This is a genomic window from Actinomadura sp. NPDC048021 (genome assembly GCF_040653135.1).
GTDB lineage: Bacteria > Actinomycetota > Actinomycetes > Streptosporangiales > Streptosporangiaceae > Spirillospora > Spirillospora verrucosospora.
The window spans coordinates 1-12,697 of sequence record NZ_JBEZJQ010000054.1; the positions used below are offsets into that span (position 1 = coordinate 1).

The window sequence follows — 12,697 nt, forward strand, 5'->3', positions numbered from 1 at the left end:
TGAACCGCGGCGGCCCCGTGCGGAGACGTCTCCGCACGGGGCCGCCGCGGTTCAGGTCAGGTCAGCACGCGCTTGGTGAAGGTGCGGGTCGCCGCCCACGTCAGCAGGACCGTCCCGCCGACGATGGCGAGCATGAACGCCCACACCGGCATGTGCGGGATCTCGGGCGTGAGCGCGCTGCGCAGCCCCTCGCTCACGTACACCAGCGGGTTGAACAGGCTGAGGATCTGCAGCCAGCGGATGTTGTCCAGCGCCGACCAGGGGTAGTAGACGCAGCCGAGCATCGTCATCGGCAGCAGGACCATCGCGAACAGCATCTGGACCTTCTGCGGGTTCATCAGGGTCCCGAGCAGCAGCCCGCCGGACGCCGACATCAGCGCCCCGACCACCATCACCGCGATCAGCACCGGCCAGTTGTCCACGTGCACCTCGGGCGACTGGCCGTCGGCGTGGATGAACAGCACCGCGGGGAACACCAGCAGCCCGCCGATCAGGCCCTGCGTCGCCGCCGCGATGATCTTCTGGACGGCCAGCAGCGGCACCGGCACCGGCGCCAGCGCCCGGTCGGTGATCGACTTCTGCCAGGTCAGCTCCATCATCAGCGGGAAGATCACCGCCATCATCGCCTGCATGATGATCGACGAGCCGACGAGCCCGGGGAGCAGGATGGTGGAGAACGTCGGCCCGCCCGGCCCTCCCGCCATGGCCCCGCCGCCGAGCTTCGGCAGCACGTAGGCGAACACGAACACGAACATGACCGGCTGCACCAGCACCCGGAGGAACGTCGCCAGGAAGTTCTTGCGCATGACCCGCGCCTCGCGCGCCATCATCGCGGCGAACGTGCGGGGGACGGTGGCCCGCGCCGGCGGCGGCGGTGCCAGAACGGTGGTGCTCATTGCTTGCCTCCATCGCGGCCACGAATCGTGGCAGGAGTGATACTCGTGGTGACGCTTGGTCGGTGAGAACCAAACCGACCGGGTCTACCGCCGGGCTGGCGGGATGTGAGGTCTGTGGAGCCGGTGTAAGACCGACGGGCAGCACTCTGCCCCTCGCCGTTCATTCGGGTCGGCTGCCGTCTGGGAAGCAGAAAGCTCGACTCGCGAGGGTTGAAGCCCGTTGCTTCGGCAGGGGCGAGGTCAATCGCGGTAGTCCCTTCCGGTGAGGGCGAGGAAGACGGTCTCCAGACTGGGACGCAGCTGGCTGGCGTCGGTGACTCCGACGCCGGCCACGGACCCGATCTCCACGAGCTCGCCGAGGATGCCGTCGGGCTCGGCGGCGAACACGCGCACCTGGCCGTCGTTGATCTCGACCTTGCTGATGCCCTCCCTGTCGCCGAGGGCCTTGACCCCGTCGGGGGCGGGGGAGTCGTAGGCCACGGTGATGACCGTGTCCGCGCCGGCGCTGGACTTCAGCTGGTCCACCGTGCCGCTGGCGAGGATCCTGCCGTGGTCGACGACCGCGACCCGGTCGCAGAGCGCCTCGGCCTCCTCCATGTAGTGGGTCGTGAGCAGGATCGTCTGGCCGCCCCTCTGGAGCCCCCGCAGCACCTCCCAGAGGTTGGTGCGGGTCTGCGGGTCAAGCCCGGCGGTCGGCTCGTCCAGGAACAGCACCTCGGGGCCGTGCATGAGGGCACGGCAGATCATCACCCGCTTGGCCTGCCCGCCGGAGATCTCGAACGGGTTGCCGCCGCGCTGCTCGGTCAGCCCGAACAGCTCCAGCAGTTCGGCGGCGCGCTTGCGGGCGTCCCGCGCGCCGAGCCCGAAGTACCGGCCGCGGAACTCCAGGTTCTCGGCGACGGTGAGGTCGCTGTCGAGGGTGTTGTTCTGCGAGACGACGCCGATACGGCGCTTGATCTCGACGGCGTCCCTGACCACGTCCAGGCCGGAGACGCTCGCGGTGCCGCCGGTCGGGACGACGAGCGTGGTGAGCATGCCGATGGTGGTCGACTTGCCCGCGCCGTTCGGGCCGAGCAGGCCGAAGAACTCGCCGCGCGGGACGTCCAGGTCGATGCCCTGGACGGCGGGCACCGCGGGCCGCGGGCCGGACGCGGGGTAGGTCTTCCTCAGGTCGACCGTGCGAACGGCGGTTTCGGGGGGATTGGTCACGCGCCGTCTCCCTTCGCTTCCTCGTCGGGGGAGTAGTTCTCGAATTTTTGGATCAGCTTGAGCAGGAACCGGCGGACGGCCGCCTCGTCGTCCTCGCCGACGACGTCGTAGAGGCGGGACAGATCGCGGCCGATGGGACCGGACTTCTCGGCCAGGAACCGCCGGCCGGAGTCGGTGATGAGCAGCATCACGCCGCGCCGGTCCCGGTAGGAGCGCTCGCGCCGCACGTGCCCGTTGCGCTCCAGCGTGTCGACGACCGAGGTCACCGTGGCGGGGGTGACCATCAGGCGCTTGGCGACCTCGCCGGGGCGCAGGCCGTCCTCGACGATGAGCAGGCGGAGCAGGAAGAAGCCCGCCGGGCTGATGCCGTGCCGCTCGATGATGCGCCACACGATTGGGCCCGACAGCCGTGCCGCGGCGCCGAAGAGCCGCCCGATCGGCCACTCCTCCACGGGGCCGAACGCCTTGAGGTCGTCGAGGCCGGGGTTCTCCATGCGAGCGATGTTAGACCGCTGATGTTTAGATAGCAAATCATTAGAGGCCTAAGTACTTCTGACTGTGGCGCTTGTCTCAGCGGTGTGAATGACGTAACCCTTCGTTGAATAGGCATCCAGCCTCATGCATACTCTTGCTTGACGTCGGAGAAGGGCAGAGTGGACATGGGAATCCGGACGGCGGTCGCCGGCGCCAGCGGTTACGCGGGCGGCGAGGTGCTGCGCATCCTCGCGGGGCATCCAGAGTTCGAGATCGGCGCGCTCACGGCGGGCTCCAACGCGGGCGCCGAGCTCGGCGCGCACCAGCCCCACCTGCGATCCCTCGCCGGACGCGTCCTGGAGGAGACGACCCCCGGCACGCTGTCCGGCCACGACGTGGTGTTCCTGGCGCTGCCCCACGGCCGGTCCGGGCCGCTCGCCGAGCAGCTGGGCGAGGACGTCCTGGTCATCGACTGCGGCGCCGACCACCGCCTCGCCGACCCCGCCGACTGGGAGCGGTTCTACGGCACCCCGCACGCGGGCACCTGGCCCTACGGCCTGCCCGAACTGCCCGGCCACCGGGAGGCGCTGCGCTCCGCGAGGCGCGTCGCGGTCCCCGGCTGCTACCCGACGGCGGTCTCCCTCGCGATGTTCCCCGCGCTCGTCGCGGGCCTCGCCGAACCCGACGTCGTCGTGGTGGCGGCGTCGGGGACCTCCGGCGCTGGACGGGCCCTCAAACCGCACCTGCTGGGCAGCGAGGTGATGGGCTCGGTGTCCGCCTACGCCGTCGGCGGCACGCATAGGCATACGCCCGAGATGATCCAGAACCTCAGCGCGGCGGCGGGGGAACCCGTCTCGGTCTCCTTCACCCCCACGCTCGTGCCGATGAGCCGCGGAATCCTCGCCACCTGCACCGCGAAGGCGCGTCCCGGCGTCACCGCCGCCTCGCTGCGCGCCGCCTACGAGGAGGCGTACGCGGGCGAGCCGTTCCTCGGGCTGCTGCCCGAGGGGCAGTGGCCCGCCACGTCCATGACCCTCGGCGCGAACACCGTCCTCGTGCAGGTCGCGCTGGACGAGGCGGCCGGACGCGTCGTCGTGGTCGCCGCCGTCGACAACCTCACCAAGGGCACCGCGGGCGGCGCGGTGCAGAGCGCCAACCTCGCCCTCGGCCTCCCGGAAGAACTCGGCCTGACCACGATCGGAGTGTCCCCTTGAGCGTCACCGCCCCCCGGGGTTTCCGCGCCGCCGGCGTCGTCGCCGGGCTGAAGGACAGCGGCAACCGCGACCTGGCCCTCGTCGTCAACGACGGGCCGTCCCGCGCGGCCGCCGGCGTCTTCACCCGCAACCGCGTGCGGGCCGCGCCCGTGCTGTGGTCCGAGCAGGTCCTCAAGGGCGCCCGCGTCCGCGCCGTCGTGCTGAACGCGGGCGGCGCCAACGCCTGCACCGGCGCCGCCGGCTTCCAGGACACCCACGCCACCGCCGAGAAGGCCGCCGAGGTGCTGGACGACTCGGCGGGCGAGATCGCCGTCTGCTCCACCGGGCTGATCGGCGAGCGGCTGCCCATGGACCTGCTGCTGACCGGCGTCGACAAGGCCGCCGCCGAGCTGTCGCGCGGAGACGGCGGGCTCGCCGCCGCCGACGCCATCCGCACCACCGACACCGTCGCCAAGATCTCCTTCCGGCAGGGCGCCGGCGGCTACATGATCGGCGCGATGGCCAAGGGCGCGGGCATGCTCGCCCCGTCCCTGGCCACCATGCTGTGCGTCGTCACCACCGACGCCGACCTGCCCGCCGACGCGCTGGACCGGGCGCTGCGCGCGGCCACCGGCGTCACCCTCGACCGACTCGACGCCGACGGGTGCATGTCCACCAACGACACCGTGCTGCTGCTCGCCTCCGGCGCCGCCGAGGTCGTCCCGGACGAGGAGGAGTTCACCGCGCTGCTCACCGAGGTGTGCGGCGACCTCACCCGGCAGCTCCTCGTGGACGCCGAGGGCGCGTCCAAGGCCATCGCGATCGAGGTCGTCGGCGCGGCCTCCGAGGACGACGCGGTCACGGTCGGCCGCTCCGTCGCCCGCAACAACCTGCTCAAGTGCGCCATCCACGGCGAGGACCCCAACTGGGGGCGGGTGCTGTCGGCCGTCGGCACCACCGACGCGGTGTTCGAGCCCGACCACCTCAACGTCGCCATCAACGGCGTGTGGGTGTGCCGGAACGGCTCGTTCGGCGACGACCGCGACAAGGTCGACCTGCGTCCCCGCGACGTGACGATCACCGTCGACCTGTCCGCCGGGCCGCACAGCGCCACCGTCTGGACGACCGACCTCACGGCCGAGTACGTCCACGAGAACTCGGCGTACTCCACATGAGCGCCGTCACCCCGGGCGCGCAGATGCGCAAGAACCGGCTCGGCGTGATGGACAAGGCCGAGACCCTGATCAAGGCGCTGCCGTGGCTGGAGCGCTTCCACGGCAAGACCGTCGTGATCAAGTACGGCGGGCACGCGATGACCGATGAGCGGCTGCGGCACTCCTTCGCCGAGGACGTGGTGTTCCTGCGCTACGCCGGGCTGAGGCCGGTCGTCGTGCACGGCGGCGGCCCGCAGATCAACGCGGCGCTGGCCCGCAACGGCATCGACTCGACCTTCACCGCCGGCCTGCGGGTCACCACCCCGGAGGCCATGGAGGTCGTCCGGATGGTGCTGACCGGGCAGGTCCAGCGCGACGTCGTCGGCCTGATCAACCGGCACGGCCCGTTCGCGCTCGGCATGTCCGGCGAGGACGCGAACCTGTTCACCGCCGAGCGCAAGCACGCGGTCGTGGACGGCGCGCGCGTCGACATCGGCCAGGTCGGCGAGATCGTCGAAGTGCAGGTCGGGGCCGTGCGCGCGCTGCTGGACGACGGCCGCATCCCGGTCATCTCCAGCGTCGCGCGCGGCGACGACGGCGAGGTCTACAACGTCAACGCCGACACCGCCGCCGCCGCGCTGGCCGTGGCGCTGGACGCGGCGAAGCTCGTCGTCCTCACCGACGTCGAGGGCCTGTACGCGGACTGGCCGGACAGCGACGACGTCATCGACCGGCTCACCGCCGACGAGCTGGCCGTCCTGCTGCCGGACCTGTCGGCGGGGATGGTGCCCAAGATGGAGGCCTGCCTGGCGGCCGTGCGCGGCGGCGTCCCCCAGGCCCACGTCCTGGACGGTCGCGTCCTGCACTCGCTGCTGCTGGAGATCTTCACCGACGAAGGGATCGGAACGATGGTGCTGCCCAGTCTCGCGGGCGCCGCCGGAGCGGAGGCGACCCCGTGAGCGACCTGAGGGAGCGGTTCGAGGCGGCGTTCATGCCGAACTACGGCGTCCCGCCCCTGGCGCTCGCGCGCGGCGAGGGCTGCCGGGTGTGGGACGCCGGCGGCCGCGAGTACCTCGACCTCATCGCGGGGATCGCGGTCAGCTCGCTCGGGCACGCCCACCCCGCGCTCGTCGAGGCGGTGGCGTCCCAGGCCGCGACCATCGCGCACACGTCCAACCTGTTCCTGAACGAGCCGGAGGTGCTGCTCGCCGAGCGGCTGCGGGAGCTGCTCGGCGGCGACGGGAAGGTCTTCCTCGCCAACAGCGGCACCGAGGCGAACGAGTGCGCGCTCAAGCTCGCCCTCAAGTACGGGAAGGCGAACGGGCGCCCGTACGTCGTCGCGGCCGAGAACGGCTTCCACGGCCGGACGCTCGGCGCCCTGAGCCTGACCGGCAAGGCCGCGATCCGGGAGCCGTTCGGGCCCTTCGCGATCGACGTCCGGTTCGTCCCGTACGGGGACGCGGGCGCGCTCGACGCCGCGGTGGACGAGGGCTGCGCGGCGGTGTTCCTGGAGCCCACGCAGGGCGAGGCCGGGGTCGTCCCGCCGCCGGACGGGTACTTCGCCGCCGTCCGCCGGATCTGCGACGCGGCGGGCGCGCTGTTCGTCGCCGACGAGATCCAGTCCGCGATCGGCCGCACCGGCAGCTGGTTCGCGTTCCAGCACGAGAACGCCCGACCCGACGTCCTCACGCTCGCCAAGGGCCTCGGCGGCGGCCTGCCGGTCGGGGCGTGCGTCGCCTTCGGTCCCCACGGCGACCTGTTCGCCAAGGGAGACCACGGCAGCACGTTCGGCGGCAACCCGATCGCCGCGGCCGCCGCCCTCGCCGTCCTCACCACCATCGAGAAGGACGGCCTGCTCGCCAACGCCGCCTCCGTGGGGGAGACCCTGGCCGCGGGGCTCGACGCCGTCGACCATCCGCTGTTCGCGGGCGTGCGGGGCCGCGGCCTGTGGCGGGCCGCCGTGCTGACCGGGCCCCACGCGGCCGCCGTGGAGGCCGCCGCGCGCGACGCCGGCTTCCTCGTCAACGCGGTCCAGCCGGACGCGGTGCGCATCGCCCCGCCGCTGATCCTGACCGCCGAGCAGGCGGGCTCGTTCGCCGACGCGTTCCCCGGTATCCTCGACGCCGCCTCCCCCGAGCAGGAGAACTGATCGTGACCAGGCACTTTCTGCGGGACGACGACCTCGGCCCCGGCGAGCAGGCCGAGGTCCTCGACCTCGCCGCCCAGGTGAAGAAGGACCGCTTCGGCCACCGGCCGCTGGAGGGCCCCCGCTCGGTGGCCGTGCTGTTCGACAAGCCGTCCACCCGGACCCGGCTGTCGTTCGCCGCCGGCATCGCCGAACTCGGCGGCAACCCCCTGGTGATGGACGCGGGCACCAGCCAGCTCGGCCGCGGCGAGACCATCGCCGACACCGCCCGCGTCCTCGAACGCCAGGTCAGCGCCATCGTGTGGCGGACGGGCGGGCAGGAGCGCATCGAGGAGATGGCCGCCGGCACCGCGGTCCCGGTCGTCAACGCCCTCACCGACGAGTTCCACCCCTGCCAGATCCTCGCCGACCTGCAGACCGTCCGGGAGGAGAAGGGCGGTCTCGCCGGCGTCACCCTCGCCTACTTCGGCGACGGCGCCAACAACATGGCGCACTCCTACCTGCTCGGCTGCGCCACCGCCGGGATGCACGTCCGGATCGGCGCCCCCGCCTCCCAGCCGCCCGACCCCGCGGTCGTCGGGCGCGCGACGGAGATCGCGGCCGCGACCGGCGGGTCCGTGACCGTCACCGCCGACGCCGCCGGGGCCGCATCCGGCGCCGACGTCCTCGCCACCGACACGTGGGTGTCGATGGGCCAGGACGGCAAGGACACCTCGCTGTACGAGCCGTACTCGGTGACCGAGGACCTGCTGGCCCTCGCCGATCCCGAGGCGGTCGTCCTGCACTGCCTGCCCGCCTACCGCGGCAAGGAGATCGCCGCCTCCGTCCTCGACGGCCCGCGCAGCCGGGTCTGGGACGAGGCCGAGAACCGGCTGCACGCCCAGAAGGCGCTGCTCGTGTGGCTCCTGGAGCGCGCCCGGTGACCACCCCCATGACCAAGGCCGCGCGGCATGCCCGGGTGATCGACCTGCTGACCCGGCACCCCGTGCACTCGCAGGGCGAGCTCGCCAAGCTCCTCGGCGACGAGGGGGTGGAGGTCACCCAGGCCACGCTCTCCCGCGACCTGGTCGAGATCGGCGCGGTGAAGCTCCGCGCCGACGACGGCAGCCTGATCTACGCCGTGCCCGGCGAGGGCGGCGAGCGGATCCGCCGCGCCCGCACCGGCGCCGCCGAGACCTTCACCGGCCGGCTGTCCCGGCTCGCCGCCGAACTGCTCGTGTCGGCCGAGGCGTCGGCGAACCTGGTCATGGTGCGGACCCCGCCGGGCGCCGCCCAGTACCTGGCCTCGGCGATCGACCACGCCGAGTGGCCGTCCGTCCTCGGCACGGTCGCGGGCGACGACTCGATCCTCGTGATCGCCCGCGACCCGCACGGCGGGGAGGACCTCGCCCAGGCGCTGCTGCGGCTGACCGGCACGCGCGAGCGACGAACCCAGGGGCCGCCGGGCGGCCCCGACCCCGACCCGTCCTGATCCGCGGGACCCGGCGGATTCGCCGTACGCTGTTGCGGACGCAGCCGCCAGGCGATCCACGCGGGGGGCAATCCGTGCCGTGCCCGGCAGAGGCGGCATGGTGAGATGGCAGTTGACCGAACGACCAGCGGTGGGAAGTAGAGGATTCTCCGTGACCAAGGCACCGACGCGGCTGTGGGGCGGCCGGTTCGAAGGCGGCCCGTCGGACGCGCTCGCGAGGCTCTCGGTGAGCGTCCAGTTCGACTGGCGGCTCGCCCCGTACGACCTGATGGGATCGCGCGCGCACGCCCGCGTCCTCAACCGGGCGGGCCTGCTCACCGACGACGAGCTGGAGCGCATGATCGGTGCCCTGGACGACCTCGAGGAGGCGTGCCGCAGCGGCGAGTTCCGCCCCACGGTCGCCGACGAGGACGTCCACACCGCCCTGGAGCGGGGCCTGCTGGAGCGCCTCGGCGCCCTCGGCGGCAAGCTGCGCGCCGGCCGCAGCCGCAACGACCAGGTCGCCACCGACCTGCGCCTGTACCTGCGCGACCACGTCCGCCAGATCGTCTCGCGGCTGGTGGAGCTGGAGACCGCGCTGATCGCGCAGGCCGAGCACAACCTCGGCGTCGCCGCGCCCGGCATGACGCACCTCCAGCACGCCCAGCCCGTGCTGTTCTCCCACCAGCTCCTCGCGCACGTCCAGCCGCTCACCCGCGACATCGACCGGCTGCGCGACTGGGACCGCCGCGCGGCCGTCTCCCCGCTCGGCTCCGGTGCCCTCGCCGGCTCCTCCCTGCCGCTGGACCCGCAGGCCACCGCCGCCGAGCTCGGCTTCGACGCCGCCGCGCCCAACTCCATGGACGCCGTCGCCGACCGCGACTTCGTCGCCGAGTTCCTCTTCGCGGCCGCCCTGATCGGCGTGCACCTGTCCCGCCTCGGCGAGGAGGTGTGCCTCTGGGCCTCCCAGGAGTTCCGCTGGATCGAGATGGACGACACCTACGCCACCGGGTCGTCGATCATGCCGCAGAAGAAGAACCCCGACGTCGCCGAGCTGGCGCGCGGCAAGGCCGGCCGCCTCATCGGGCACCTCGTCGGCCTGCTCACGACCCTCAAGGGCCTCCCGCTCACCTACAACCGCGACCTCCAGGAGGACAAGGAGGGCGCGTTCGACTCCGTCGAGACGCTGCTGCTCGTGCTGCCCGCCATGTCCGGGCTCATCGCGACCATGCGGGTCAACACCGAGCGGCTGGAGGCCCTCGCCCCGGACGGCTTCGCCCTCGCCACCGACCTCGCCGAGCTGCTCGTCCGCCGCGGCGTGGCGTTCCGCGACGCCCACGAGGTCGTCGGGCACCTCGTCGTCTGGTGCCAGGTCAACGACAAGGACTTCGACGACCTCACCGACGAGGAGCTCGGCAAGGTGTCGCCGCACCTGACGCCGGACGTCCGCGAGGTGCTGAACGTCCAGGGCGCCCTCGCGTCCCGCAAGGCCTACGGGGGGACGGCGCCCGACCGCGTCCGCGAGCAGATGGGCGCGCTGCGCAGCCTCGTCAACGGCCACGCCGCCTGGGCCGCCGGCTCGGACGCCTGACCCGGCGGGACGGGGGCGGCCGCCGCGGTGCGGACCGCCCCCTAGGCTGGTCGACCGGCGAAGCTGTTCCCTAGACCACGGTGAGGCGATGGACGGAGCGTTGCTGCCCCGCGAGTTCTTCGACGGCCCGGTGGAGGAGGTCGCGCCCGCGCTGCTCGGGCACGTGATCAGCCACCGCACCCCGGAGGGGGAGGTGGCGGCCCGGCTCACCGAGGTGGAGGCCTACGCGGGGCCGCTGGACCCGGCCTCGCACGCCTACCGGGGCCGGACCCGGCGCAACGAGGTCATGTTCGGGCCGCCCGGGCACGTCTACGTCTACTTCACCTACGGCATGCACTTCTGCATGAACCTCGTGTGCGGCCCGGACGGGACGTCCATGGCGGTGCTGCTGCGCGCCGGGGAGATCATCGCGGGGGAGGACGTCGCACGGGCGCGCCGCCCGCGCTCGACCGTCCGCGACCTGGCGCGCGGCCCGGCCCGGCTCTGCCAGGCCCTCGGCGTCGCCCGCGAGCAGAACGGACTGGACGTGTGCGCGCCCGGCGGACCGATGGCGGTGCTCAGGGGCGAGCCCGCCGACCCCGCACTGATCCGCAACGGCCCCAGGACCGGCGTCAACGGCGCCAAGGAGGTCCCGTGGCGGTTCTGGATCGACGGGGATCCCAGCGTGTCGCCCTACCGCCCCCACGTCCCGAGGCAGCGCAGGAAGATCACCGCCGAGGGCTGACCCGGCGCGGTCACCAGGCCGGCCGGTAGCCGCCCCGCCACGGCGGACGTTGAATATCGTTGGCGTGACAGCCGCCCGCCAGTGCAGCCTGGGGGCGTACACCGAATGCAAGCCGGAGACGAGGGAGACCGTGACCGACATCCTGGATGATCTCGCGTGGCGCGGCCTGATCGCGCAGTCCACCGACCTGGACGAACTGCGGGCCTTGCTCGCCGCGGGACCGGTCACCCTCTATTGCGGCTTCGACCCGACGGCGCCCTCGCTGCACCTCGGCAACCTCATCCAGATCCTCACGCTGCGCCGCTTCCAGAAGGCCGGGCACCGGCCGATCGGCCTGGTCGGCGGTGCCACGGGCCTGATCGGCGACCCGAGCGGCAAGAGCGCCGAACGCGTGCTGAACTCCGAGGAGACCGTCGCCGGCTGGGTCGACCGGGTCCGCGGGCAGGTGTCGGCGTTCCTCGACTTCGACGAGGGGCCGACCGCCGCGACGATGGTCAGCAACCTCGACTGGACCGGCCCCATGTCGGCCATCGAGTTCCTGCGCGACATCGGCAAGCACTTCCCGGTCAACCGGATGCTGGCCCGCGAGACCGTCCGCGCCCGGCTCGACTCCACCGGTATGAGCTACACCGAGTTCAGCTACGTCCTGCTCCAGTCCATGGACTTCCTCGAGCTGTACCGGCGCCACGGGTGCCGGCTGCAGACCGGCGGAAGCGACCAGTGGGGCAACCTCACCGCGGGCGTCGACCTGATCCGCCGGGTGGAGGGAGGCAGCGCGCACGCGCTGACCACGCCGCTGCTGACCAAGGCGGACGGGTCCAAGTTCGGCAAGACCGCGGGCGGCGAGACCTACTGGCTCGATCCCGAACTGACGTCGCCGTACGCGTTCTACCAGTTCTGGATCAACGCCGACGACCGGGACGTGGAGAAGTTCCTGAAGTTCTTCAGCTTCCGTCCCCACGAGGAGATCGAGGACCTGGTCAAGCAGGGCGCCGACCGTCCGGCCGCGCGGGCCCCGCAGCGGGCGCTCGCCGAGGAGATGACCACGCTCGTGCACGGTGCGGACGAGACCGCGCGGGTCATCGCGGCCTCCCGTGCTCTGTTCGGGCAGGGCTCCCTGGAGGAACTGGACGAGCGAACGCTGCAGGCCGCCCTCTCCGAGGTGCCCCGCGCGGAGGTGCCCGCGGGAGAGCTGCCGCCGGTGGTGGACCTTCTGGTGGCGTCCGGCCTGTGCAAGAGCAAGTCGGAGGCACGCCGTGCCATCGCCCAGGGCGGCGCCTACCTCAACAACGCCAAGGTCGAGTCGGAGGACGCGGTGCCGGCGTCCGCCGACCTGCTCCACGGCCGCTTCCTCGTGCTGCGGCGCGGCAAGCGCAACGTGGGCGGCGTCGAGGTGACCGCCTCCTGAACCGCCTCCCGACCGCCCGCCCGGACCCTTTCCGGGCGGGCGGTCGTCATGAGGAGGGCAAACTTCGGTAGATACACGTCACAGTGCGGTTACGGCGCACCGTGACCGGGCATGGTCTTAGGGCTGAAAACAGGAGATGAGCTGCGGATACATGCCCCGCGCCGGCCGATTTGACGGTCCCGGCGGCGGGACCTAATGTTCTACACGCCCCACGGGGGAGCGGGACGCCGACAGGCGGCCGGCCCCGAGGGGAAACCTCCACAGACCCGGATGGGTGCGCTGCGTCGCGCCCAAAAGGGACTAACGAGGCCGAACCGCCCGAAGTTGGTTAAACCGGGACGGATCGGGTACGATTGAAGGGTTGCCCCGGAGCCGGGGTCCGCGAGAGCGGGGTTCGGCGCGGTGGGTGTCCGTTTCTTGAGAACTCAACAGCGTGTTAAAAGCCAGTGCCT

The 12,697-nt window shown here is 72.3% G+C and carries 12 protein-coding genes; 9 read left to right on the plus strand and 3 right to left on the minus strand.

Annotated elements, in window-relative coordinates:
- Positions 1 to 56: 56 nt before the first annotated feature.
- The 3 genes from AB0C87_RS42660 to AB0C87_RS42670 all read right to left on the minus strand — a co-directional run bounded on the left by AB0C87_RS42660 (position 57) and on the right by AB0C87_RS42670 (position 2,599).
- Positions 57 to 896 carry an ABC transporter permease gene (locus AB0C87_RS42660; RefSeq protein ID WP_345179003.1) on the minus strand — a complete coding sequence of 280 codons (840 nt, stop codon included), beginning with the start codon at positions 894 to 896 and terminating at the stop codon, positions 57 to 59.
- A 240-nt stretch (positions 897 to 1,136) separates the two neighbouring features.
- Positions 1,137 to 2,105, minus strand: coding sequence for an ABC transporter ATP-binding protein (locus AB0C87_RS42665; RefSeq protein ID WP_345179000.1), 969 nt, complete (start codon positions 2,103 to 2,105; stop codon positions 1,137 to 1,139).
- Positions 2,102 to 2,599, minus strand: a complete 498-nt coding sequence (locus tag AB0C87_RS42670) for a MarR family winged helix-turn-helix transcriptional regulator (protein WP_360582273.1) — start codon at positions 2,597 to 2,599, stop codon at positions 2,102 to 2,104. Before AB0C87_RS42670 ends, AB0C87_RS42665 begins: the two co-directional genes overlap by 4 nt.
- 165 nt (positions 2,600 to 2,764) lie before the next feature.
- On the opposite strand from AB0C87_RS42670, the gene argC reads away from it, so the two are divergent.
- From argC to tyrS, 9 genes are all read left to right on the plus strand, one after another.
- A complete protein-coding gene (gene argC / locus AB0C87_RS42675; RefSeq protein ID WP_360582278.1) occupies positions 2,765 to 3,793 on the plus strand; it encodes an N-acetyl-gamma-glutamyl-phosphate reductase in 1,029 nt (342 codons plus the stop codon).
- On the plus strand, positions 3,790 to 4,947 hold the full coding sequence (gene argJ / locus AB0C87_RS42680; RefSeq protein WP_345178998.1) for a bifunctional glutamate N-acetyltransferase/amino-acid acetyltransferase ArgJ: 1,158 nt from the start codon (positions 3,790 to 3,792) through the stop codon (positions 4,945 to 4,947). Before argC ends, argJ begins: the two co-directional genes overlap by 4 nt.
- Before the next feature lie 23 nt (positions 4,948 to 4,970).
- A complete protein-coding gene (argB, locus tag AB0C87_RS42685; protein WP_353834779.1) occupies positions 4,971 to 5,885 on the plus strand; it encodes an acetylglutamate kinase in 915 nt (304 codons plus the stop codon).
- Entirely contained in the window at positions 5,882 to 7,075 is a 1,194-nt protein-coding gene (locus AB0C87_RS42690; RefSeq protein WP_360582276.1) for an acetylornithine transaminase, read from the plus strand. Before argB ends, AB0C87_RS42690 begins: the two co-directional genes overlap by 4 nt.
- A gap of 2 nt (positions 7,076 to 7,077) precedes the next feature.
- A complete protein-coding gene (gene argF, locus AB0C87_RS42695; RefSeq protein WP_345178994.1) occupies positions 7,078 to 7,995 on the plus strand; it encodes an ornithine carbamoyltransferase in 918 nt (305 codons plus the stop codon).
- Positions 7,996 to 8,003: 8 nt separating this feature from the next.
- Entirely contained in the window at positions 8,004 to 8,543 is a 540-nt protein-coding gene (locus AB0C87_RS42700; protein WP_345179206.1) for an arginine repressor, read from the plus strand.
- Between the two features lie 151 nt (positions 8,544 to 8,694).
- Positions 8,695 to 10,113: an argininosuccinate lyase gene (argH, locus tag AB0C87_RS42705; protein WP_345178993.1), complete on the plus strand. Its 1,419-nt coding sequence runs from the start codon at positions 8,695 to 8,697 to the stop codon at positions 10,111 to 10,113.
- Positions 10,114 to 10,201: 88 nt separating this feature from the next.
- Entirely contained in the window at positions 10,202 to 10,837 is a 636-nt protein-coding gene (locus AB0C87_RS42710; protein ID WP_345178992.1) for a DNA-3-methyladenine glycosylase, read from the plus strand.
- A gap of 130 nt (positions 10,838 to 10,967) precedes the next feature.
- On the plus strand, positions 10,968 to 12,245 hold the full coding sequence (gene tyrS, locus AB0C87_RS42715; RefSeq protein ID WP_360361116.1) for a tyrosine--tRNA ligase: 1,278 nt from the start codon (positions 10,968 to 10,970) through the stop codon (positions 12,243 to 12,245).
- The last annotated feature ends 452 nt before the right edge of the window (positions 12,246 to 12,697 follow it).